General features: G+C 41.7%; 19 protein-coding genes. 9 read left to right on the forward strand and 10 right to left on the reverse strand.

The window, feature by feature from the left end; genetic code table 11:
* Positions 1 to 373: 373 nt before the first annotated feature.
* Positions 374 to 4,822: a di-heme oxidoredictase family protein gene (locus ACMVDV_RS03635; RefSeq protein ID WP_416157218.1), complete on the forward strand. Its 4,449-nt coding sequence runs from the start codon at positions 374 to 376 to the stop codon at positions 4,820 to 4,822.
* An 80-nt stretch (positions 4,823 to 4,902) separates the two neighbouring features.
* Here the strand turns inward: ACMVDV_RS03635 and ACMVDV_RS03640 are convergent, their stop codons facing one another.
* Complete coding sequence (locus ACMVDV_RS03640) at positions 4,903 to 6,213, reverse strand: amidohydrolase (protein ID WP_416157219.1); 1,311 nt, start codon at positions 6,211 to 6,213, stop codon at positions 4,903 to 4,905.
* Positions 6,214 to 6,262: 49 nt separating this feature from the next.
* Here ACMVDV_RS03640 and ACMVDV_RS03645 point away from each other — a divergent pair, with 49 nt between their 5' ends.
* From ACMVDV_RS03645 to ACMVDV_RS03665, 5 genes are all read left to right on the forward strand, one after another.
* Positions 6,263 to 6,937 carry a Crp/Fnr family transcriptional regulator gene (locus ACMVDV_RS03645; RefSeq protein ID WP_416157220.1) on the forward strand — a complete coding sequence of 225 codons (675 nt, stop codon included), beginning with the start codon at positions 6,263 to 6,265 and terminating at the stop codon, positions 6,935 to 6,937.
* An 81-nt stretch (positions 6,938 to 7,018) separates the two neighbouring features.
* Positions 7,019 to 7,438, forward strand: coding sequence for a hypothetical protein (locus ACMVDV_RS03650; RefSeq protein WP_416157221.1), 420 nt, complete (start codon positions 7,019 to 7,021; stop codon positions 7,436 to 7,438).
* Positions 7,439 to 7,529: 91 nt separating this feature from the next.
* Entirely contained in the window at positions 7,530 to 8,033 is a 504-nt protein-coding gene (locus tag ACMVDV_RS03655; protein WP_416157222.1) for a DUF962 domain-containing protein, read from the forward strand.
* Between the two features lie 26 nt (positions 8,034 to 8,059).
* A complete protein-coding gene (locus tag ACMVDV_RS03660; RefSeq protein ID WP_304184866.1) occupies positions 8,060 to 8,851 on the forward strand; it encodes an SDR family oxidoreductase in 792 nt (263 codons plus the stop codon).
* A 130-nt stretch (positions 8,852 to 8,981) separates the two neighbouring features.
* Positions 8,982 to 9,446, forward strand: a complete 465-nt coding sequence (locus ACMVDV_RS03665) for a DUF4826 family protein (RefSeq protein ID WP_416157223.1) — start codon at positions 8,982 to 8,984, stop codon at positions 9,444 to 9,446.
* A gap of 86 nt (positions 9,447 to 9,532) precedes the next feature.
* On the opposite strand, the gene ACMVDV_RS03670 is transcribed toward ACMVDV_RS03665, so the two are convergent.
* The 7 genes from ACMVDV_RS03670 to ACMVDV_RS03700 form a co-directional block, all read right to left on the reverse strand.
* Complete coding sequence (locus tag ACMVDV_RS03670; RefSeq protein ID WP_192540542.1) at positions 9,533 to 9,991, reverse strand: GNAT family N-acetyltransferase; 459 nt, start codon at positions 9,989 to 9,991, stop codon at positions 9,533 to 9,535.
* Between the two features lie 12 nt (positions 9,992 to 10,003).
* Entirely contained in the window at positions 10,004 to 11,149 is a 1,146-nt protein-coding gene (locus tag ACMVDV_RS03675) for a JmjC domain-containing protein (protein ID WP_416157224.1), read from the reverse strand.
* 82 nt (positions 11,150 to 11,231) lie between these two features.
* Positions 11,232 to 12,602 carry an adenylosuccinate lyase gene (gene purB / locus ACMVDV_RS03680; protein WP_416157225.1) on the reverse strand — a complete coding sequence of 457 codons (1,371 nt, stop codon included), beginning with the start codon at positions 12,600 to 12,602 and terminating at the stop codon, positions 11,232 to 11,234.
* 32 nt (positions 12,603 to 12,634) lie between these two features.
* On the reverse strand, positions 12,635 to 13,237 hold the full coding sequence (hflD, locus tag ACMVDV_RS03685) for a high frequency lysogenization protein HflD (protein WP_416157226.1): 603 nt from the start codon (positions 13,235 to 13,237) through the stop codon (positions 12,635 to 12,637).
* Positions 13,237 to 14,337, reverse strand: a complete 1,101-nt coding sequence (gene mnmA, locus ACMVDV_RS03690) for a tRNA 2-thiouridine(34) synthase MnmA (RefSeq protein ID WP_304185018.1) — start codon at positions 14,335 to 14,337, stop codon at positions 13,237 to 13,239. The genes hflD and mnmA overlap by 1 nt, the downstream gene beginning before the upstream one ends.
* A gap of 377 nt (positions 14,338 to 14,714) precedes the next feature.
* Positions 14,715 to 16,562 carry an ABC transporter ATP-binding protein gene (locus ACMVDV_RS03695; protein ID WP_416157227.1) on the reverse strand — a complete coding sequence of 616 codons (1,848 nt, stop codon included), beginning with the start codon at positions 16,560 to 16,562 and terminating at the stop codon, positions 14,715 to 14,717.
* Between the two features lie 113 nt (positions 16,563 to 16,675).
* Positions 16,676 to 16,987 carry an Mpo1-like protein gene (locus ACMVDV_RS03700; protein WP_416157228.1) on the reverse strand — a complete coding sequence of 104 codons (312 nt, stop codon included), beginning with the start codon at positions 16,985 to 16,987 and terminating at the stop codon, positions 16,676 to 16,678.
* A gap of 149 nt (positions 16,988 to 17,136) precedes the next feature.
* Here ACMVDV_RS03700 and ACMVDV_RS03705 point away from each other — a divergent pair, with 149 nt between their 5' ends.
* On the forward strand, positions 17,137 to 19,299 hold the full coding sequence (locus ACMVDV_RS03705) for a prolyl oligopeptidase family serine peptidase (protein WP_416157229.1): 2,163 nt from the start codon (positions 17,137 to 17,139) through the stop codon (positions 19,297 to 19,299).
* A 60-nt stretch (positions 19,300 to 19,359) separates the two neighbouring features.
* Here the strand turns inward: ACMVDV_RS03705 and glsA are convergent, their stop codons facing one another.
* Complete coding sequence (gene glsA, locus ACMVDV_RS03710) at positions 19,360 to 20,358, reverse strand: glutaminase A (RefSeq protein WP_416157230.1); 999 nt, start codon at positions 20,356 to 20,358, stop codon at positions 19,360 to 19,362.
* Positions 20,359 to 20,370: 12 nt separating this feature from the next.
* Positions 20,371 to 21,660: an anti-phage deoxyguanosine triphosphatase gene (locus tag ACMVDV_RS03715; RefSeq protein ID WP_416157231.1), complete on the reverse strand. Its 1,290-nt coding sequence runs from the start codon at positions 21,658 to 21,660 to the stop codon at positions 20,371 to 20,373.
* A 176-nt stretch (positions 21,661 to 21,836) separates the two neighbouring features.
* Between ACMVDV_RS03715 and ACMVDV_RS03720 the strand changes: the two genes are divergently transcribed.
* Together ACMVDV_RS03720 and ACMVDV_RS03725 are read left to right on the forward strand one after the other, a co-directional pair.
* Positions 21,837 to 22,643: a glucosaminidase domain-containing protein gene (locus tag ACMVDV_RS03720; protein WP_416157232.1), complete on the forward strand. Its 807-nt coding sequence runs from the start codon at positions 21,837 to 21,839 to the stop codon at positions 22,641 to 22,643.
* The gene (locus tag ACMVDV_RS03725; protein ID WP_416157233.1) at positions 22,636 to 23,304 is read left to right on the forward strand and encodes a DUF2987 domain-containing protein; all 669 of its coding nucleotides are present in this window, start codon (positions 22,636 to 22,638) and stop codon (positions 23,302 to 23,304) included. The genes ACMVDV_RS03720 and ACMVDV_RS03725 overlap by 8 nt, the downstream gene beginning before the upstream one ends.
* Positions 23,305 to 23,354 lie beyond the last annotated feature (50 nt).

A 23,354-nucleotide genomic window follows, 5' to 3' on the forward strand; every position in this document is an offset into this window, starting at 1 on the left:
GTCTAGCACCTAGAATCGTACTCTATTGCATTATTAGCAAGCCCCGATGACTACATTCCAATCGTACAACGGCTCATAATTTATCGCTAAATCAGAGCTGGTAAAGTTAATTTATTATAATTGTTGTTATTAAGTTGTTAATGTAAGCGCTTACATGCTAAGTTTATAACTCTACATACGCTAAAACTATTTAAAAAGGATGGTTTGTTACTACGCGTATGTTTGAAAAGCGCTACATTGCAATTGTTCGGAATTGCTATGGATCTCAATGTAAGCGCTTTCATTTCTGTTGTTTGTGAGATGAATAAAAAGGACTCGTTCTTTAGTGGTTAGCCACTAAAGAAGTTTTATAAATTACATTTGGAGACATACAGTGAAAACTAACAGCAAGTTAACCACGAGGCTTGCAAATATTGGGTTTGCAAGCCTGATCATTTGTGCGTCCTCACAAAGTAATGCCGCCGTGGGCAATTTACTTTGGGAAGATAATTTTAATAATTTAAATACTGACGTTTGGAATATCGATGTTGGTGATGGTTGTGATCAAGGGTTATGTGGCTGGGGTAACCAAGAGCTACAATGGTACAGCGAAAATAATGTCTACATTAGTGATATTGCTGGGGAGGCCGGCAACAAGGGGCTTGTTTTTGAAGCGCGAAATGAAGCGCTTGGCGGTAAAGCCTTTACCTCAGGTAAATTACAAAGCAAAAATAAATTAGCTGTGCAATACGGCATGATAGAAATTAGAATGAAAGTGTCTGATGTGGATACTGGCTTATGGCCTGCGCTTTGGATGCTTGGTACCAGTACCGCAGATTGGCCTGCTAAAGGCGAAATTGACATCATGGAAATGGGGCAATCTCAAGCAGGGCGAAGTGATGCTGGCTTTGCTGGTGCACCGAGTAATAACTATACAGGATCAAATTTAATTTTTTATGCGGATGCAGCCTGCAGTACTGGTAATCCATCATGCGCCGCAAGTGTGGCGTATCAAACAGACAACGCTCATTTGTCATCAACACCACTTACAAACCGATTTGTAACGTATCGAACTTATTGGACAGAAGATGAAATTCGTTTCACCGTTGAAGACAATGGTGTTGAATACGATATGTTTGATAATCCATTTGCGATAACCGCTGAATCCAGTGAGTTTAATGCGCCATTTTATTTATTAATGAACCTTGCAGTGGGGGGATTATTTACCGATGCGCTGACAAACGAACAAGTCACTGCGCCATTACCTGGAAAAATGGTGGTCGATTATGTTCGTGTTTATGAACTAGATGGTCAAGGCGAAGTATTCAATGGCAATCTAACGCAACCAGAAGTCGGCACATTTAATGTATTTAGTGAAGGCCCTAGCGATAATGAGTTAGTCGCTGGTAGCAATGCCGATATTTATATTTGGAATCAAAATTCACTCAGCCAAGGTACAACCACGGCTTATGAGGGAAGTGACGTTATTGCGTGGCAATATTCGCCTGATCAATGGTTTGGAGCAGGTATTCAAAGTCGTCAAGCACGTGATATGAGTAATTTTAGAGATGGCCACCTTAACTTTAATATTAAAATTCCTGTCGATGTTAGTTTTAGAATAGGTATCGCTGATACCTACACTAATGAGAATTGGATCACCTTTCCAGCCAATATTAACCAATATGGGCTGGTGCGAGACGGTCAGTGGAGTGAAGTAAGTATTCCTATAACTGATTTAGCTGGGAGCATGGTCGCATTACAATCGATTAAAAATCATTTTAATATTGTATCGGTCGCAACTGAGGAGCCAAATTATAGCTTCCAAATGGCCATTGATGATATTACATGGACTGGCGGCGGCAGTGCGCCAAACGATAGCGATCAAGATGGTGTCAATGACAGCCTTGACCAATGCCCTGGTACCCAAGCTGGTATTGAGGTTGATGCCACAGGCTGCCCTGTGATTATTTTACCCGATGGTTTAGAGCAACCTTCAACAGATAGCCTCACTTTTTACGTTAACAGCACCGGTTGGGCTGACGTGCATTATACAATCAATGGCGGTGACCAACAAAATGTTCGTATGCAAGTTATCAATGGCCGGAATGAACTCACTCTGACAGGACTCGTGGCTGGTGATATGGTTAGCTTTTGGTTTACCTACTTACAAAATGATGGTGTTGTTACAGACACAGCTGAACAAACGCATACATTTTCAGATCCAGCTTCAGGGAATAATGGTGATGGAGATAGCGATGGTGTCAATGATGATATTGATCAATGCTTAAACACGCCGATGGGTGATGTTGTTGATGCTCAAGGTTGCAGTATAGTGGTTACCGAGCAACTTCGTCTCGAAGCTGAAGATTACAGTAACTATTTTGATAATGACGCGGGCAATACTGGTGGCGAATATCGCAACGATGATGTCGACATTGAAACCACAAGTGATAGTGGCGGTGGTTACAATGTAGGTTGGACATCCGCGGGTGAGTGGCTTGAGTTTCAAGCTAATCTTGGCGCAGGTACGTATAATTTAACAACTCGTGTTGCATCAGAAATTGGTAACGGTACATACATTGTATCGATTAATGGTAACGTGATTGCCAGCGATGTTGTGCCTACAACCGGTGGCTGGCAAACGTTTATTAGTCAAACAATCGCGTCGGTTACTTTAAATGAAGGTGTGCACACTGTTCGTATTGAAATGACGGGCGGTGAATTTAATTTAAATTGGCTAGAATTTAACCTTGCCAACCAAACAGAAAATGACAGTGATAATGATGGGGTGAGTGACAGCCAAGATCTATGCCCAAATACACCAGCAGGCAGTCAAGTAAATAGTCAAGGTTGTGAAATCAACCTTGGCAATGTGATCCCTTTATACGATACGACTACGCAATTAGAGCCGGCTATTAGCTATGACCGAGGAGATGCGTTAATTACCCGATTTGCCGATCGTGGTCGTGACCGCCATGCCAAGGAAGATCAATTTCAAATTTATGATCATTATTTATCCCATTACTGGGCGCACCGTACTGCGCAATTTGAAATAGCAGACTTTGTCGCCAAAGGTGGCTCGCGGATAGAAGTGACCTTTATTACTGAGTGGAAGCTAGGGGCACGAGAGTTTCGCGCTTGGTATCGCGGTTTAGGAACTGTTGCTGAGTACCATGGCAATTACTTTGGCGGTGGTGCTGTGGTTGAGTTGGATAATGGTAGTTATGATACAGACTTTAATAAGATCAGCGGATCTGGTGATCAATACCGTTATCGCGTCATTATTGATGATTATCGACCGTTAAATTGGGAGCCTGCTGGTGGATCTTTACCACTTGAAGTTGGTCAACGCATGGAGTTTGAAGTTAGTCAATTTCTGGATGCGCCACCAGAGGGCCGTGAAAACTATTATGGCACCACTTACTTATATATTGTCGGTGAAGGATTGGTACCTTGGAAAACAGTAGGGGACTTTAACGATCCTTCATCACAACGAGAAGATTCATACCCGATTGCCGAGCAAGGTTGGCTAGGTGGTAAAACCACACTTCCTTATAACTATACCAATGAGCCAGATAATCACTTTATGCAAATGGCGACTAATTTATCGAGCTTAAATGGCCAAACATTTGTGCAAGGGCGACGTGTTCATCACAGTAGTTTTATCAATGGTGAGCACGATGAGCTAAATGGTGAAAATGGTGTATTTAATGCCGTTGTAGGAAAGTCAGGCCCGCATTATATTAATGACAGCTGCGCGGGATGTCACGTACGTAATGGTCGCGCTGCGCCACCAGAAGTAGGAGGCTCTTTGGCAAAGTGGGTATTTAAAGTGGCTGATATTAATGGCAACACACATCCATTATTAGGCAATGTATTACAGCCTAAAAACCTTGGCATTAACGATGCTACGCAAGGCGAAGGAGATGTAACTATTGCGTCGTGGGCAGAAAGTAATGGCTTACGCTCGCCTAACTACCAATTTAGTAAAACCACCCCAGCGCGTTATTCAGCGCGTATTGCCCCCCAATTAGTTGGTTTAGGTTTACTTGAGGCGATCCCAGAGAGTGCCGTATTAGCTTTAGCTGATGAGCACGACAATAACGGCGATGGGATTTCGGGTAAAGCACAACGGGTAACCGATCCTATTACAGGCCAAACACGTTTAGGACGCTTTGGTTATAAAGCTGCGGCTGCATCTATTAAGCACCAAGTAGCGGGGGCTTTTAATACTGATATGGGGGTGACCAATTCGGTTTTCCCTAATCCAGATTGCGGCGCATCACAATCAAGTTGTGGTAATGCCGGTGTTGAAGTGTCTGATCAACACCTTGACGAATTGAGTAAATACATTGCTTTACTTGGCGTACGTGCTCAGCGCGACCTTGACGATCCGCAAGTGCAATTAGGCAAAACACTCTTTACCTCAATTGGCTGTGAAGGTTGCCATACTGGCACATTCGAAACCAGTGAATATCACCCGTTGGCGGAGCTAAGAGCACAAACTATTCACCCATATACTGATTTATTACTGCATGATATGGGGCCAGGTTTAGCCGATAACTTAGGTGAAGGGTTGGCCACTGGCGCTGAGTGGCGAACAGCACCTCTTTGGGGCATTGGTTTATCTGCATGTGTGACAGGCGGTGTGGATAATATTCTTGGCGGGCAAGGCAATGAGTTTTGTACTGCACAGCCAAGCTACCTACATGATGGCCGCGCCAGAACGATAGAAGAAGCTATCTTATGGCATGATGGAGAAGCGCAAGCTTCAAGAATTGCTTATGAAAGTTTGTCAGTAAATGACCAGTCAGCAGTACTGACATTTTTAAATTCACTTTAAAAATCAGCAGCTAAGTACTTTATGAATATACCCACCTAGTGTGGGTATATTCGTTTTATAGCATTAGTGTTTTGCGTAGATTATTTTGTCATAGCAAAATAATCTACAACTAACTGGGTCATCGCATTGACACCTAATTGTAAGGCTTTTTCATCGGCGAAAAACTGTGGCGAATGATTACTTGCAGCCGTTTTTGCATTTTGACCTTGCGGTGTTACACCTAGGAAAAAGAATAGCCCCGGTGTTTCTAACGCGTAGTAACTAAAGTCCTCAGCCCCAGTGATGAGATCAGTAGTGATAATGTTACTTTGACCCGCGACTTTAGCTAACGTCGGCGTCATTTTTTGCGTTAACCCGACGTTATTGACTGTTACTGGGTAACCATGATCTATGTGCACATCCGCTTTAGCACCGGCTGATTCAGCAACTAGCTGTGCGGTTTTCGCCAAGCGTTTTTTAATATCAGCACGCATTGCCTGATCAAAAGTACGAATAGTACCAATTAACTCGACATTATCAGGAATAATATTTGAACGTACGCCGCCATTAATTGCCCCAAAGGAGATCACTGAAGGCGCTTTAGTGACGTCAACTTGGCGTGACGAAATTGTTTGCGTAGCCATAATAATTTGCGAGGCCGCAACGATCGGATCAACACCATTCCATGGTCGTGAGCCATGAGTTTGTTGTCCTTGCACATTGATTGAAAACGAGTCTGAGCTGGCCATCAGCGGCCCTTCACGAAAGCCAATTTGGCCAGTATTTAGCGAGCTGGTTACATGTAAACCAAATACGGCTTCAGGTTTTTCTTTAAATAAGCCTTCTTTGAGCATCAGCTCAGCGCCGCCTTCTTCACCTTCAGGGGCACCTTCTTCTGCCGGTTGAAAGACAAATAATACATCACCCGCTAAGTCATCTTGAACTTTAGCCAAAGACTCGGCCACAGCCATCAAAATGGCAACATGATTATCATGACCACACGCATGCATAACACCAACTTCATTACCACGGTAGGTAGAGGTCTGAGTAGAAGCAAACGGTAAATCAACTTGTTCAGTCACAGGGAGGGCATCCATGTCTGCACGAAGCGCTATTAAGGGGCCTTTTTTGCCGCCTTTAAGTTTAGCAACCACACCGGTATGGGCTACCCCAGTTTGTACTTCTAAACCCAGTGCTTCTAAGTGCTTGGTAATGTATTTAGCGGTTTCAAATTCGCGATTACTCAGTTCTGGATATTGATGGAGATGGCGTCGCCAAGTGATTACTTTTTCACTGACGCTGTGGTTAGCTTTTTGAAGATTTATGTTTAGCTGCTCATTAGAAGCTGCTGCAAAACTAGGTGAAGATAGTGTGCTTAGTAATATACTGCTGATAATAATTTTGTTTAACATAGCAATCCCTTTTATTATTTGTGCATTAACTAATGTAGAGTAAACCGAGATGAATGAACAGGACCGTGCGATAATTAACCAAGGAAATTGGTTTAATAGTCGCTCTAAGCAATTTCAGCAGTCGTTATTACAACACGCAAAGATTATGCAACTTGATGCTGGTGAAGCGTTATTTCTACGTGGTGATAGTAATGCAGGTTTATATGCTGTGCTTAATGGAGTAATGCGAGTCAGTGGCGTTAATAGCGAAGGTAAAGAGGCGGTGCTGACTTTTATCGACGCTGCTACTTGGTTCGGTGAAGTGGCTTTATTCGATGGCGGCCTGCGCACCCATGATGTACACGCACAAATAGCTGCGCGACTACTGTTTGTCCCGCATCGCTCTCTAGTACAGTTACTGGCCAATCAACCAGCGTATTGGCATGACTTTGGCGTACTGTTGTCGCATAAGATGCGTTTATTATTTGCATCATTTGAAGACCATGCATTATTAACAGCGCAGCAAAAACTCTGTAAACGATTGCTGATGATGGCTGTTACTTCACATTCGGGTGATCGCCAAGCCGTGATGTTATCGCAGCAACAACTTGCAGATATGACTTACCTAACTCGGCAAACAATTAATCAAATCTTACAACTGCTAAGCGCAAAAAATATTGTATCTTTACATTATCAACGCGTAGAAATTATCGATAAAGAAAAGTTGCTTGCATTAGCACAGTAATGCGCTCTTTCGGATGTAGCTAACTGGCTTCAAATTTGCTTAATTTGGTGATAAACCCATATTCTCAATGGAATTGAAACCATGACTACACTTATGTTTGCTGATCCGTATCGAGCAGCGCCATACCGGGCACCGGAGCAAAAAAAACCAGTGATGCCACCAAAAGCGGCAACCGCATTGGTGGATGTGGCAAAGACTAGCCAAGTTGATACAACCACTGCGCTTAAGAATCCAACCTATGAGCAAAGTTTCCTCGAACAGGCAAATGAAGCGCTTATTTATCAACGATTAGGCGTTGATAAAGAAAAAATAGCTGAGCTTAAGGCTGCTATAGAGGAGTTAGCGAAAAAAATACACGATCAGGAAGGTGATACAACCGCGCTGTCTGAACAAATGGAAAATTTGCAAAAGATGCTCGAGCAAGAGTATCAAAAAGGCCGAGAGCTGCAAGCTAAAGCACCTGAACACGACAAAGGCAAAATTATAAGCGCGTTAGTGTAGTGTGCGTTTTTTAAATGTCGGCTAGTAGACATTATTACTTTATAGTTATTTGCTAAAGTAGTTTTATTAGCCAATAAAACGAGAATACAAGATGAAAACCTTACAACAACAACTTGGTAATTATGGTTTATATCACCGCTCAAAACGTAATGTTCTAACGCACTTTTTTGGTATCCCCTTGATTGTATTTGCGGTTATTTGTTTACTTGCACGTATTCATATACCAATCGGAGCGTTTGCGCTTAATGGCGCACAGATTGCGGTATTCGCGTCAGTGGTTTATTACTTAATGCTCAGTGTGTCATTGGGATTAATTATGGCCGTGCTGTTAGTGTTATTATCTATTGTCGCTGCACCAATTGCGCAACTCACTTTTAGTCACTGGTTGCTGATCAGTGTAGGGATTTTTGTGCTTGGTTGGCTGTTACAGTTTATCGGCCATTATTATGAAGGCAAAAAACCGGCGTTTGTTGACGATATAGTTGGCCTTGTGATTGGACCTTTGTTTGTGCTTGTTGAGCTACTTTTTATGTTGGGTTTCTATAAAACACTCGAACATGAAGTGACTGAAATTGCAGGTCCACCTAAACCTTAAACAACTTATAAAAATAAAGGTAACTAATGAATTTCAATCATAAAACAGTGTGGATCACCGGTGCATCTTCAGGTATTGGTAAAGAATTAGCAATTCAGTTTGCACAGCTGGGCGCGCAGGTTATTTTATCAGCCCGTAATGTCGAAAAACTCCAGCAGCTAAGTAATGAATTAGCAGGCACTCAACATAAAATCATTGCTCTTGATTTATCTCAACCAGAGCAGGTACTTGAATACGTAACTAAAAACATTAATGACATTGGTAAAGTAGATATATTGATTAATAACGCGGGCGTGTCGCAGCGTAGTTTATTTTTAGAAAATGATTTTTCAGTATACCGCCAGTTAATGGAAGTGAATTACTTTGGTTTAGTGGCACTCACTAAAGCGGTGTTACCGAGTATGGTTAAAAATGGCGGTGGCTCTGTAGTATCAATCAGTAGTGTCGCAGGCAAAGTTGGCTCTCAGTTTAGAACGGGTTACTCTGGCTCTAAATACGCAGTCGTCGGTTTTATGGATTGTTTGCGCGCAGAGGTTGCAAATAAAAACATTCATTGTTTAACGATCTGCCCAGGTTCTATAAAAACCGCTATTGCCCATAATTCACTTAATGAACATGGTGTGGCGCAAAATAAGGCAGAACACTCCATTGAAAATGGTATGGATGTAACGCTTGCGGTTAAGCAGATGATCAACGCCATAGCGAAAGGGCAAGATGAAGTTGTAATAGGTGAGGGGATCAGTGGTTGGGCGCCAACGATTAAGCGTTTTTTCCCTGGCTTATTTAACCGTTTAACAGCAAGAACCAGCTATCGCTAACATAACCTCGTTTATTGGCTGAATAGCAAACAAACACACGGACAACGAGGAAGTTTTGTCGTTTATTGCTTGCACCATAAATTATATGCCCTTACAGTGTAAAAAATGTTGTAAAAGAGTAACTATTGTAATGGAACAAGAACAAGTGGAATCAAAACAAGCTAAACCGCTAACACCAGAAGAACAAGAACAAGCAAAGCAGCAGAGTATTGCATGGCAACGCGAGTGTTTTCAAAATGCACAAAAGCATTTAGCAGAAAAGGGCGTAATGCCAAAAAGCTTAATAGAAAAAGAAAGCCGATTTATTGCCCCATTATGTGCAATATGGAAGTTTAAAGGCCAAGACGGTAAAAGTTATTGGGTGATCACCGGTCGCCTACCAACGGATCATGCGTTAGCATCGGTTGCAGAAAATGCCCGTGATGTATTGCGCTATTTTTCTCTACAATGGCAGTTAAAGGCGGATCAAATCATTCACAGCGGCGGTGCCCGTGATAAAACTCAAGTTGATTTTGCTAATCTTTTAATTAATCGTGCCCATGGTCTTTATGAGATGTATGAAAAAGAACAGTTATGGCTAAACGAAGCTAAATAACCTGAATTCAGGTTAAATAAATGGGTTACAAAAGCGAACTTATGAACTGGTTTTTCAGATCAATTAGTTCGCTTTTTTGTTTTAATTTAATGTACCAGAGTGAATGGTTTGGTATTAAATCGATTTATCGGGCATTGCATTCGCAGCCGAGGAATACCTGCTTCCATAAACACATGGCCTTGCTGTTCAAAGCCATTGCGTTTAAATCGCTCTACCTCATTTAAAATGCAATTAATGCTGACGCAATCACAGCCTTGTTGCTGTGCAAGTTCAACAATATATGTAAGGAGTGAGCGATACACAGAGCGATTACGATGCTCTGGCAGCACCGCAATGCGGCCAATCAGGCCATCACTACATAATCGGCCTGTTGCAACAGGCCCCTGACTGTCATCAGTTACTAGTATATGATGAGCATACCGATCAAGGTTATCAAACTCGATATGTTTGGGAATATGTAGTTCACATACAAATACCCGCTCTCTGATCTGTTGTAGTAATTCCTTACCTAACTCCCATTCCACCTTGTTGATATGATAGCCCATACAAACATACTCCTAGCAAAACCAAATCCCCTCATTAAGAAGTGTAGTAAAGGTTTGTGCAAAAACTAAACTATTTTTTGAACTATTAAGTTGCTCTGCTGTCACCATAGTGTGATCTGTGAGTAATTTAACCGCTGCTAGATCACTAACCGGGAGGCTATAATTCTCGCCATTGACGCTTAGAAGTATTTCGTTTTCAAAAACTTGATATAACGCACGAGTACCGCCTAAACGTTCAAAAACCACATCATCATCCGCTAATAGATCGGTTATTTGTTCACTATCAAATAAATCTTCTGGTGGCATTAAATCCATTTCATGTTTAGGTTGACTGAGTGTTGTACCTAACCATGCTTTAAATAATACATCGTCATTTAGCATCGCTTGCATTAATAACTTAATGGTTTCGGCTTCGGCTGTTTGGATCTCACCTTTAGAATCACGAAGCATAATGTCTGGATCTTGATAGCGACTATTACCGGCTTCTTTATCGATAATGTGATCAGCGAAGTTTGAAAGTAAATCACGCTGATTAGGCGCGCGAAAACCAATTGAATAATTAAGCGCATTTTCTACTGCGTAACCTTCGTGTGGGCAACCTGGCGGGATATATAAAATGTCACCAGCTTCAAGGATACAATCAATAACAGCGGGGAATTGTTCAACTTGTAATAAGCTTTTATTTTGTGCAAATTGTTTTAAGTTGCTATCTGGCATACCGACGCGCCAGTGACGCTTGCCTTCACCTTGAATTATAAACACGTCGTATTGATCTAAATGTGGCCCTACACCACCGCCTGGCGTTGAAAAGCTGATCATTAAATCATCAATACGCCAGTTAGGAATAAATCGAAATGGTTCGAGTAGCTGTGCAGCCGCTGGATGCCAATGATCCACAGCTTGTACTAATAGCGTAGAGTGTTGCTCTTTAAGCAATTCAAAATCTTCAAATGGGCCATGGTGCGCCTGCCAATCATTATCCTGATTGGTAATGATACGCGACTCAATACTCTCTTCCATGGCAAGGCCTGCAAGCTCGTTTGCATCAAGCGGATCAATAAAGTCTGCAAAACCTTGTTTGATCAATAGCGGTTTTTTTTGCCAATATTGGGTTAAAAATTGTTGCTCAGTTAAGCCATTTATAGTTAGTTGATACATGCTGCGCCCATTAAAAATGAAAAAGCGAAAGGCAAGGACCTTTCGCTTTATAGTCTATACAAAATAAGTTGTTGCAGAAAGCTTAAACTAGGTTGTCGATAAACTCGACAGCACGACCAATATAATTAGCTGGCGTTAGTTTTTTCATTTCAACTTTTGCTTCTTCTGGTAACTCTAAACCATCGATGAAGTCAGCCATAATTTCTTGATTTACGCGTTTACCACGGGTTAAATCTTTTAGCTTTTCATAGGGTTTTTCGATGCCGTATTTACGCATTACGGTTTGAATTGGCTCTGCTAGCAATTCCCAGTTTTGATCAAGTTCTTCAAGTAAACGTTGCTCATTAACTTCTAACTTGCTGACACCTTTAAGGGTTGATTGGTATGCAATTAACGCATAGCCCATACCTACGCCTAGGTTACGCAGTACTGTCGAATCAGTAAGGTCGCGCTGCCAGCGAGATACAGGTAGCTTTTGCGCAAGGTGTGAGAAAATGGCATTTGCTAAGCCTAAGTTACCTTCTGAGTTTTCAAAATCAATTGGGTTAACTTTATGTGGCATCGTTGATGAACCAATTTCACCCGCAATGGTTTTTTGCTTAAAGTGGTTGAGTGCGATATAGCCCCATGCATCACGATCGAAATCTAATAAAATCGTGTTAAAACGCGCAATCGCATCAAACAACTCGGCAATGTAGTCATGCGGTTCAATTTGCGTCGTAAACGGGTTGAATGTTAAACCAAGGCTAGTTACAAATTGCTCAGCATGGTTGTGCCAATCGTAGTCAGGGTAGGCGCTTAAGTGAGCGTTGTAGTTACCAACCGCGCCATTGATTTTACCTAACATTTCAACTTGGGCAATTTGGTCACGTTGACGCTTTAAGCGCATATACACGTTAGCAAATTCTTTACCCATAGTTGAAGGTGTTGCTGGTTGACCGTGCGTACGGGTCATCATAGGTACTGCTTTATACTCAATGGCTTTTTCTTTAATTGCATTAAGTAATTGGTCACAATAAGGAAGTAATACTTCATTACGTGCTTCAGTGAGCATTAAACCGTGAGATAGGTTATTGATGTCTTCTGATGTACAGGCAAAGTGAATAAACTCATTGATTGCATGTAGCTCGGCGTTATTCGCTACTTTTTCTTTTAATAAGTACTCAACCGCTTTTACATCGTGGTTAGTGGTACGTTCGATATCTTTTACACGCTGCGCATCGGCTTCGCTGAAGTTATCAACAATCGCGTTAAGTAAAGCATTGGCTTCGTCGCTAAATGCCGGTACTTCTTGGATAGCATCCGCAGCTGCAAGGGCTTGTAACCAACGAACTTCGACTGTTACACGGTATTTTATCAAGCCAAATTCGCTGAAAATACTGCGTAGTTCAGTGGTTTTGCTGCCGTAGCGACCATCTACCGGAGAGATAGCTGTTAACGCTGAAAGCTCCATAATAACTCCTAAATTTTAGTTTTGAACGATAATTAAATATGGTTTTTAGCAATGGCAATGATTTTTCTTTTCGCAAAGAAAAAGTGACGGCGTTTACCGCCCATTTGTCGCCATAATACTGCACTGCGAATACCTGCTAATAACAATGCACGTATTTTGTGTTGTATTAATTGCTGTTTTAATAAATCAGGTTTGCCATAAACCTGAATTCGGTGCCCAAGGGGGCTAAGCACCTTTGAATAAATATCAGCAAGGGCAGCTATCACAGTGTCATCGGTAATGGCAAAGTGATCAAGACGTCGTTTAACATCTTCTATGCTTTTACCAAGCTCTGCTAAGCTACTTGCTTTGGCGCTTAAAGCGCGTTCAAGTTGCATTAAACCGCCAACGTATTTGACGATTTCTACATCTTTCTTTTCACCAGCACTGAGTTGATTAAGTAAGCTTTTATAGCCATCTCTAAGATTTTCAGTGCCTTGATACACATCGCTGGGTGATTCTGGCGATGTTTCTACAATACTGTTTAACAGTTTTTCTAACTCGTAATCGTTACTACTGCCGTACTGGGCAATTTTTTGTACTTGCTTTGCTACTTGGCACATGGCTGCAAGTGCCATGACTTGGTGTTCATTCATTATTTGATCACCGAATCAATAACACCACCACCTAAGCAGACTTCATTGGCATAAAATACCGCTGATTGACCTGGGGTAACGGCTTTTTGTGGCTCATCGAATAACACTCTTGCTAAACCATCCTCACCAACCAGTAATGTACAGTTTATATCTTCTTGGCGATAACGGGTTTTTACTGTGCAGCGAGTGGTGCCTTTTGGCCCAACACGGTCAACCCAGTGTAATTGGTTAGCATTTAAGCCATTGCTGTAAAGGCGCGCGTGATCTTTACCTTGGCCTACAACCAGCACATTGCGTTCTAGATCTTTATCGACCACGTACCAAGGTTCGCCTGAGCCTTCTTTCATGCCACCAATTAGTAAACCTTTACGTTGCCCTAATGTGTGATACATCAAGCCTTCATGCTCACCAACATTATTGCCATCGGTGTCTTCGATAACCCCCGGTTGCGCAGGTAAGAACTTTTGTAAAAAGTCTTTAAATTTACGCTCGCCGATAAAACAAATACCAGTGCTGTCTTTTTTATCGTGAGTAATTAAATCTTGCTCTTCTGCAATGCGACGCACTTCAGGTTTGGCTATATCACCAACCGGGAATAGCGTTTGTGCTATATGCTCATGGCTTAATGTATATAAGAAGTAGCTTTGATCTTTATTATCATCAAGGCCACGACACATAACGTATTTGTCATCACGTAATTCACGACGCACATAATGACCGGTGGCAATAAAGTCAGCACCAAGGGCGGTGGCTGCAAATTCTAAAAAGGCTTTGAATTTGATTTCTTTATTACACATAATGTCTGGATTCGGTGTACGACCTGCTTTATATTCAGCAAGGAAATACTCAAACACGTTATCCCAATATTCTGCGGCAAAGTTAACTGTATGCAGCTCAATACCCAGCTTGTCACACACTGCTTGGGCATCTTTTAAATCATCTGCCGCAGCGCAATATTCATCATTATCGTCTTCTTCCCAGTTCTTCATAAACAAGCCTTCAACTTGATAGCCTTGTTGTTTTAATAAATAAGCTGATACAGAAGAATCAACACCGCCGGACATGCCAACGATGACTTTAATGTGACTATTTTCGCTCATGGATAATTTCGCTTATACAGGTTGCTGTCATTAAACTACTAGCGTTTACACGTATTACAGAGCTAAAGAAAAGACACTCTGACAAATTACGCCGGCTATGAAAGGCCGCGATTATAGCAGTATACCCAAACCACCTCAAGGTGCAGAATTCAGCGTTTCACAGGGGCTTAATATCAAGGCGTTACTTTGCAACAATGGCAGTCCCTTTTAAGAAGGAACAACGCGATTGCTAAATTGCACAATGAAGGGGCTGTTAAATTAAAAACAGGTTCATTTTAGCGAGTTAAATAAGAGTTCGCTAAATAATAGCGGTATAAGTTTCAAGACTCCAAAGCTGTGTCTTGAAACTTAAATTTATAGTCGGCTGCAACTAATCGCTACTCTACACCAATAAAACCGCCGGTTTGATGTGCCCATAAAGCGGCATAAATGCCATTTTTCGCCAGTAGTTCGTCATGACTGCCTTGCTCTACAATACCACCGTCATCAAGAACGATAAGCCTATCCATTTGCGCGATGGTTGATAGTCGATGAGCAATGGCGATCACGGTTTTGCCTGTCATTAAATCATCAAGACTCGCTTGAATGGCCGCCTCGACTTCAGAGTCAAGTGCGCTGGTTGCTTCATCTAAAATCAGTATCGGGGCATTTTTCAGCAGCACGCGGGCGATGGCGATACGTTGACGTTGTCCGCCTGAGAGTTTTACACCACGTTCACCAACTTGGGCAGCAAAGCCTTTATTGCCTTTACTGTCTTCAAGGTCGTCGATAAATTCCAGGGCTTTGGCTTGCTTGGCCGCACGCAACATTTCTTCATCGCTGGCGTCGGGTCGGCCATATAAGATATTTTCTTTCACTGTACGATGCAGTAAAGAGGTATCTTGGGTGACCATCGCAATATACTTACGTAAGCTTTCTTGGCTCACTGTTGAGATATCTTGACCATCAATGTTAATACTGCCGCTATCCACATCGTAAAAACGCAGTAATAAATTAACCAGCGTTGATTTACCCGCGCCAGAGCGACCCACTAAACCTATTTTTTCACCGGCTTTAATGTTTAAGTTTAAGCTGTTGATCACCGCTCCACGGTTAGTTTCATTGGCGGCTTTACCATAATTGAAATGCACTTGATTAAAGTCAATTGCACCTGCGCTGACTTGTAAGGTGTTGGCATTGGGTTGATCATCAACTTCAATCGGGTTTGATAAGGTTTTCATGCCATCAGCGACAGTGCCGATGTTTTCAAACAAACCACTAATTTCCCACATGATCCACTGTGCCATGCCATTTAAACGCAGCGCTAAGCTAACGGCAATAGCAATGGCGCCGGCGCTAATGGCGCTTAAAGTCCATAAATACAATGACAGTGCGGCAACGCTAAACACCAAGAAGTAGTTAAGGGTTTGAATGGCAAAGTTTAAACTGGTCACTAAGCGCATTTGCTTATAAACAGGTTGTAAAAACACATCCATACTGTCTTTTGCGTATTGCTCTTCACGTTGGGTGTAGGAAAACAATTTGATAGTCGAAATATTGGTGTAGCTGTCCACTATGCGACCGGTCATTTCAGAGCGGGCATCAGCTTGTGAACTGGCTACTTTTTTGAGTTTAGGGACGTAGTACATTTGAATCAAAATATACAAAGCTAACCACACCAGTAACGGGATCATTAACCGCCAGTCTGCTTCAGCAACTAAAAATACCATCGCGCCAAAATAAACCACAATATACATAAGTACATCGAGTAATTTCATCACCGTTTCGCGTACCGCAAGGGAGGTTTGCATGACTTTGGTGGCGATACGTCCTGCAAATTCGTTTTGGTAAAAGCTGACACTTTGACGCAGCAGATAACGATGCGCTAGCCAGCGAATTGACATGGGGTAATTACCCAACAAGGCTTGATGCAGTATCGCAGAATGAAAAAACACCACGGTCGGCAATACGACAAGCAGTACGACCGCCATTTTTATGAGTTCAGATTTTTGCTCAATAAATAATGTTTCAGGTGTAGAGGTACTGAGCCAATCAACAAGTTGGCCCATATAACTAAATAAAGAAACCTCTAAAATAGCCAGTAATGCCGCACTAAGCGACATAAAGAACAGCGAGACTTCCATGCCTTTGGTGTAATGGCGGCAAAACGCAAATAAAGTTGACGGAGGCTGGGTGGGCTGCTGCTGTGGAAACGGCTTAGTCATCCGTTCAAATAATCGATACATTTTAATATCTTGAATAGCGAAAATGGCGTTAACTATATCACTGAAAAGCGACAATAACAGGTTTAGATAATGATCTTTTTGTGGCGATAGTTGTTACAAGGCAACATTATTTACTACCATTTTATTTTGCCTATCAACATGTCTTTAAACATCACCCAGTCTCCCCATAAGCTATAAAACGGGTATTTGAACGTAGCAGGGCGGTTTTTTTCGAAAAAGAAATGGCCAACCCATGCAAAGCCATAGCCAATAATGGGGAGCAACCACAATAACATAAATTGTTGGCTAAACAGGGCGTATAAAATGATTATGAGTACTAAGGAGCTGCCAGCAAAATGCAGACGACGACAGGTTATATTTTTATGCTCTTTTAAGTAGTAGGGGTAAAAGCGTTTAAAGCTAGTAAATTCAGGTGTGCTTTTCATATTACTTATCTTTTATGTTCTTAATGGTTAAAAATATAGCGTTTTACATTTCTTTACAGATAATAGGCGCTTTGCTCTCATACTACTAGACAAGCTTAGGCTAAATTTATAACGTGCTAGCTCTAACAAATAAACGAAAGATCATAACAATGTTAAAAAAAGCCATTACCTGCGCCGTTTTAGTTGCGCTTTGGGGCTGCTCTGAATCAACATCAGTATCAACGCCCGCAGAAAAAGATGTAAAACCAACCATGACGGTTACTAAATCTATTGCTTATCCTGAAACAAAACAAGGGACAGTGGTTGATCAATACTTTGATGAACAGGTTGCAGACCCTTATCGCTGGTTAGAAGACGATATGAGCAGTGACACTGCTGATTGGGTTAAAACACAAAATAACCTTACTTTCTCATACCTTGAAAACATTCCATACCGTGACAAATTAAAAGCCAGCCTTGAAAAGCTAATGAATTATGAAAAAGTAACGGCGCCATTTATTGAAGGTGATTACACGTATTTCTATAAAAATGATGGTTTACAAAACCAATATGTACTTTATCGTACCAAAGGTGGAGGCGAGGCGGAGGTATTCCTCGATCCAAATAAATTTAGTGCAGATGGTACGACTTCAATGTCGGGTCTTACGTTCTCAGAAGATGGCTCATTGGCAGCTTATCAAATTTCTGAAGGTGGCAGTGACTGGCGTAAAGTGATCATCATTAATACGGACACTAAAGAGCAACTTGAATCGGCATTAATTGATGTTAAATTCAGCGGTTTGTCGTGGGTTGGTAATGATGGTTTTTACTATTCAAGCTATGATAAGCCCAAAGGCAGTGAGCTGTCTGCAAAGACTGATCAACACAAAGTGTATTACCATAAATTAGGTACAGCGCAAATCAGTGATGAACTTATCTACGGCGGTACGGATGAACAAAAACACCGTTACATTGGTGCCTCGGTAACCCGTGATAATCGTTATTTATTAATATCAGCCAGCGTGTCTACCTCAGGTAACAAACTGTTTATTAAAGACCTAACCAAGCCTGATAGTGAATTAGTGACGATTGTTGGCGATACCAATTCAGACACTTACCTGTTGGATAACGATGGCAGCACGTTATTTTTAGTCACCAACTTAAATGCACCGAATAAAAAAGTGGTGACGGTTGATGCGACAAACCCAACAGCTGCGCAGTGGCAGGATCTGATCCCAGAAACAGACAATGTATTAAGCATGTCTAAGGGTGGCGGCTTCTTTTTTGCTAAGTATATGGTTGATGCAATTTCTAAAGTGCAACAATATGACAAAGCAGGTAAGTTAGTACGTGAAATTGGCTTACCCGGAGTGGGCACTGCGGGTGGCTTTAGTGGTAAAAAAGAAAGCACTACACTTTATTATTCATTTGCTAATTACACCACCCCAGGCAATACCTATGCGTTTGATGTAAATACGGGTAACTCTGAAGTTTACCGCAAGTCTGGCGCGCAATTTGCTACCGAGGCATACACCTCTGAGCAAGTATTTTATAGCTCTAAAGATGGCACAAAAGTGCCAATGATCATCTCCTACAAAAAAGATTTAAAACGAGATGGCACAAACCCAACCATTTTATATGGCTATGGCGGCTTTAATGCCAGTATGACACCAGGCTTTAGCCCAACCATTGCAGCGTGGCTTGAACAAGGTGGCGTTTATGCAGTGGCGAATATTCGTGGTGGCGGTGAGTATGGAAAACAGTGGCACGATGCCGGTACACAGCTTAACAAACAAAATGTATTTGATGACTTTATTGCCGCTGCAGAGTACTTAAACGCTGAAAAATACACTTCGAGTGATTACTTAGCGGTGCGAGGTGGTTCAAACGGTGGCTTATTAGTGGGCGCTGTAATGACTCAACGCCCAGAACTATTTAAAGTCGCATTACCTGCGGTTGGGGTACTTGATATGCTGCGTTATCATACATTTACCGCCGGAGCTGGCTGGGCTTATGACTATGGTACCAGTGAACAAAGTAAACAAATGTTTGCTTATTTGAAAGGCTATTCGCCAGTTCATAATGTGAAAACGGGGGTTAAATACCCTGCGACTTTGGTCACTACGGGCGATCATGATGATCGGGTGGTACCAGCGCACTCATATAAGTTTGCCGCTGAGCTGCAAGCGAAAGGGGCTGGCGACAATCCGTATCTTATCCGCATTGAAACTAACGCAGGTCACGGTGCCGGTACACCAACCAGCAAAATTATTGATCAATATGCAGATATCTATGGCTTTACGCTTTACAACATGGGTATTAAATCACTGTAATTGAGTAATACAAATAAAAATGCCGCAGCAATTGCTGCGGCATTTTTTCTTGTTAATCGCTTAAAATATTCTTACATCCGCTTTTTCAGCAATGTAATCAATAGCAAGTTGTGCGCGTACACTGTTACCTGCTTTATCTAATTTTGGTGAAAATACCGCAATTGCGAATTTACCCGGTACCACGGCAATGATCCCGCCGCCCACCCCGCTTTTTGCAGGCAGACCGACTTGGTAAGCCCAGTCACCACTGGTTTCATATAATCCTGCGGTGGTCATTACCGCTAATACGCGCGAGACGTTTTCTGGCTCCATCAGTTTTTTACCCGTGACAGGGTGTACGCCTGCATTTGCCAGCACGGAGGCCATCATCGCTAAATCTTTTGTGGTCACCCCAACAGAGCACTGGCGGGTGTATACATCCAGCGCTAAATCCACATCACCATAAAAGCGATCATAAGATTTTAATAATTCAGCAATGGCACGGTTGTGGCCGTTGGTTGCTGATTCTGATTGATAAATATCATCAAGCACCGTTAATTTTCGGTTTGCAAAATCATTATACCAATGCGCAATTGAGCCCCATTTTTGTTTATCGGTATCGCCGTCGAGTAAGCTGACGGTTGTCATGGCTCCTGCGTTAACCAACGGGTTTACGGCACGCGCCTGATTAAGCTCGATGGCCGTCACTGAATTAAATGGCAGGCCCGTTGCATTTACGCCAATTTTTTCTTGGATAGCATCCGCGCCTTGTTGCTCCATTGCTAATGAGAGCGTAAATACTTTAGAAATTGATTGAATTGAAAACTCCGTATCAACATCACCTTTGCTATACACTTTGCCTTTTGCCGTTACTAAGGCAATGCCAAACAGGTTTGCATCAACCTTGGCTAAAGCTGGAATGTAATCTGCATTTGCACCTGCTTGTACATCTTTATATAAAGCATGTGCAGTACTGAGCACTTGTTCAAATTGCGACTCTGAAGGAGGCGTTTTAGCATAACTAGGGGTCACTAAAACCACTGACAGAGCTATTAAACAGGCTTGCAATGTTGTTGTCATGGTATGTCCTTTTTAATTATTACTTGAAAACAAGCGTTGATGCGTTTTAAACGCATATTCGTCAGTCATGCCACTTAAGTAATCACAAATAACCCGTTGCGTATTGCCGTTTTGTTGCTGTACTTGACGAAATATATTCGCTGTTGTTTCAGGCAAAAGCCGTAATGGCTCGCAGGCAAATGCTTCAAATAATTCAATGATTAATTTTTGCCCTTTAAACTCAATTTGCTGCATATGTGATGCACGTATGAGTCGTTGATAAATGAATGACTTTAGTGCATCGAGTAGTTGCTGATAACTATCTGGCAGTACCACGGTATAATTTAGAATCGGGTTATCAAATGCAAACTCTGTGTGTGTAATCGAAGATTGAGTAATAAACAGGTTTACTAACTCACCAATCACATCTTTTCGTTGTGCTTCACTGCCTAAAAATAATCGCTCAGTTAATTGGCTGTGCATTAGCCATTCACAGTCTACTTGCGCAAGTGCAGGCAGAGCATGATTTTGCCATTCTTTTAAGGTAATTTGCTCTGTTGCAATGGCATCTTCAAGATCATGTACCGCATAGGCTATATCATCAGCAAGTTCCATGATGGCAGCATCAAGAGATTTAAAACTGGTTTTAGAGCGAAACTCATCAATTGCCTTAAAGTGGCCTAAACGTTGTTTATCAGCTGAGGATAATGGCGCTACAATCCAGTCAAATGTCTCTTTGTCATCATGGTATAGACCTTTTGCCGGTCGCCAGTCATCCGCTTTGATATAGGCGCGCAGTGGATCGTGATGGGGGATGGTGTGCCATAAATCATCGATAAAAGCAGGGTATTTAATAAACCCAAGTAGCGTACGTCGTGTTAAATTCATACCGTGGCCATCACTGTATGGCTCTAGTCTTGATACAATACGTAATGTTTGTGCGTTACCCTCAAAGCCGCCATGCTCTCGCATCATATAGTTAAGCGCGATTTCACCACCGTGACCATAAGGCGGGTGGCCTATATCATGCGCTAAGCACAGTGTTTCAAGTAAGCTGGGATCGGGGAAATGGGTAAAATCTGGGTGTTGTTTTTCTAGATGGCGAAGTAAGCCACTGCCAATTTGCGACACCTCTAAAGAATGGGTTAACCGTGTACGATGAAAATCATTTAGGCCAATGCCCATTATTTGAGTCTTCGCTTGTAAACGACGAAATGCAGCTGCATGGATTATACGAGAACGATCGACCTGCCAAGGTGAGCGGTTATCATTAGGGCGGTGTTTCTTTTGATCAATAATACGACTTTGCCAATCTAATTCCATTAAATGCACATCCAAAACTTCTTTAAGGTTTATATGAGCTTAATTGTAGCCGATTTTTTTAGATTATAAATCATTCAGGTGGGGATATTCGCCTTTATTTGAGGGGTTAGGTATAATGCCTAGGCACATGCATGTGGATATACCATGCATATATGTTAGTTTTTTTGAGAGAATACATGCTTAAGTTCCTTTTTCGTTTAATTGTTAGCCTATTTTTTATCTGGGCGTTGAGTTACCCATTCATAGAAAAATCGACTTCATTAATTGACAGTGAAACAATTGCAACTAAACCACCGATTAAAAAGCAAGAAAAGCCATTACACACTGTAAAACTACCCGATTTTGATCGTTTTACAGATGTAAAAGAAAAAAAACATGCGTTTTTCGACTTTATTCGCCCACATATTGAAGCTGAAAATAAGAAAATTTTGCAACAACGTGCTACGTTAGAAATTGCTTTGATGATGATGCAATATGATGAGCCATTAAGTAGCGCCCAAACTAAGCAAGTTAAAACAATTTTGAACAGCTATAAATTACCAGCAACCATAGACAGCTTGGCGTTAAAGCAAGCTCTGCGTCGAGTTGATATCATTCCCAAAGAATTGGCATTGATGCAAGCGGCCAACGAATCAGCATGGGGCACCTCGCGGTTTGCCCGCATTGGTTTGAATTTTTTTGGTCAATGGTGTTATAGCAAAGGTTGCGGTATGGTGCCGAATCGCCGCAATAGTGGTGCGGATCATGAAGTGGCAGCATTTAAATCTGTTCGTGCAGCGGTTAATTCGTATTTCAAAAACATTAATACTCATGCTGCTTATAAACAGCTGCGCAGTATTCGCGCTGATTTACGTGAGCAACAGCAGCCAATTTCGGCAACTAAATTGAGCTACGGATTAACTTCATACTCTGAACGCGGTGAAGCGTATATTGAAGAATTAAATCAGATGATCAACCAAAATAGAGCTTACTTTGATGAATAATCCAGTGCGTTGTGTTAGCTATATGATGGCAGTTGCCGTTGTATTGATAGCAAGTTTTAGTGTCCAAGCAAAAGAGTTTGTAGTCTCTTACGATGGTTTTTATGACCGTTTAAAAGTGGTTAATAAAGGGGATTTTCAATTTGCCCAGGTTAATTTCTATATCACTGATATAGCAACTAATGACGAATGTTTAATTAAAAATGGCCGCATTATTACTGAGCGAGAAGAATTCCCACTCAATTATACTGAGCATGCCCAGTTATTATTGCCGTATGACAAACAGCTTGATACAAATAAAGCCGTGGTTGTGATAGAGCCAGAAAATGAAAACCACGATTGTCAGCTAAAACTGCAAATTGAAGCTCGCGAATTTAATAATAGCCATCTCAATAAGCAACAATTGTATCAGCTTGACCAAGAGTTTGATGAGTTACTTTCGGACTTGTCTGGTTTCTTTATTAGTAAGCTAATGAGCTTTTTATTACCTGAGCAACAAGGACTGGTACTGACATTTGCTTCGCCGGTAACCATTGCTGATGCTGCTTTTGACTGCCAAGAGTCGATTTGTCGTGTGAGTATTGACGAGCAGTGGGAAAATGATAAAACCGCATTTGCTATCTCTGTACCACTGATAAAAGTAACGCCGTGGATTGCTAAATAAGCGTTAATAGCGTCAACTATGGCGCTATTTTAAAAGGGCATACTTAACCT

This window comes from Pseudoalteromonas sp. ASV78 (assembly GCF_047806705.1).
Lineage (GTDB): Bacteria > Pseudomonadota > Gammaproteobacteria > Enterobacterales > Alteromonadaceae > Pseudoalteromonas > Pseudoalteromonas prydzensis_A.

Bases quoted from the DNA above. Each gene is read 5' to 3' on its own strand.
- ACMVDV_RS03655 (WP_416157222.1), top strand. From the start codon at position 7,530: ATGAAAACCTTACAACAACAACTTGGTAATTATGGTTTATATCACCGC.
- ACMVDV_RS03695 (WP_416157227.1), bottom strand. From the start codon at position 16,562: ATGTATCGATTATTTGAACGGATGACTAAGCCGTTTCCACAGCAGCAG.
- ACMVDV_RS03670 (WP_192540542.1), bottom strand. From the start codon at position 9,991: ATGGGCTATCATATCAACAAGGTGGAATGGGAGTTAGGTAAGGAATTA.
- mnmA (WP_304185018.1), bottom strand. From the start codon at position 14,337: ATGAGCGAAAATAGTCACATTAAAGTCATCGTTGGCATGTCCGGCGGT.
- ACMVDV_RS03715 (WP_416157231.1), bottom strand. From the start codon at position 21,660: ATGGAATTAGATTGGCAAAGTCGTATTATTGATCAAAAGAAACACCGC.
- ACMVDV_RS03640 (WP_416157219.1), bottom strand. From the start codon at position 6,213: ATGTTAAACAAAATTATTATCAGCAGTATATTACTAAGCACACTATCT.
- purB (WP_416157225.1), bottom strand. From the start codon at position 12,602: ATGGAGCTTTCAGCGTTAACAGCTATCTCTCCGGTAGATGGTCGCTAC.
- ACMVDV_RS03700 (WP_416157228.1), bottom strand. From the start codon at position 16,987: ATGAAAAGCACACCTGAATTTACTAGCTTTAAACGCTTTTACCCCTAC.
- ACMVDV_RS03665 (WP_416157223.1), top strand. From the start codon at position 8,982: ATGGAACAAGAACAAGTGGAATCAAAACAAGCTAAACCGCTAACACCA.
- ACMVDV_RS03675 (WP_416157224.1), bottom strand. From the start codon at position 11,149: ATGTATCAACTAACTATAAATGGCTTAACTGAGCAACAATTTTTAACC.
- ACMVDV_RS03705 (WP_416157229.1), top strand. From the start codon at position 17,137: ATGTTAAAAAAAGCCATTACCTGCGCCGTTTTAGTTGCGCTTTGGGGC.
- ACMVDV_RS03660 (WP_304184866.1), top strand. From the start codon at position 8,060: ATGAATTTCAATCATAAAACAGTGTGGATCACCGGTGCATCTTCAGGT.
- ACMVDV_RS03725 (WP_416157233.1), top strand. From the start codon at position 22,636: ATGAATAATCCAGTGCGTTGTGTTAGCTATATGATGGCAGTTGCCGTT.
- ACMVDV_RS03720 (WP_416157232.1), top strand. From the start codon at position 21,837: ATGCTTAAGTTCCTTTTTCGTTTAATTGTTAGCCTATTTTTTATCTGG.
- ACMVDV_RS03650 (WP_416157221.1), top strand. From the start codon at position 7,019: ATGACTACACTTATGTTTGCTGATCCGTATCGAGCAGCGCCATACCGG.
- glsA (WP_416157230.1), bottom strand. From the start codon at position 20,358: ATGACAACAACATTGCAAGCCTGTTTAATAGCTCTGTCAGTGGTTTTA.
- hflD (WP_416157226.1), bottom strand. From the start codon at position 13,237: ATGAATGAACACCAAGTCATGGCACTTGCAGCCATGTGCCAAGTAGCA.
- ACMVDV_RS03645 (WP_416157220.1), top strand. From the start codon at position 6,263: ATGAATGAACAGGACCGTGCGATAATTAACCAAGGAAATTGGTTTAAT.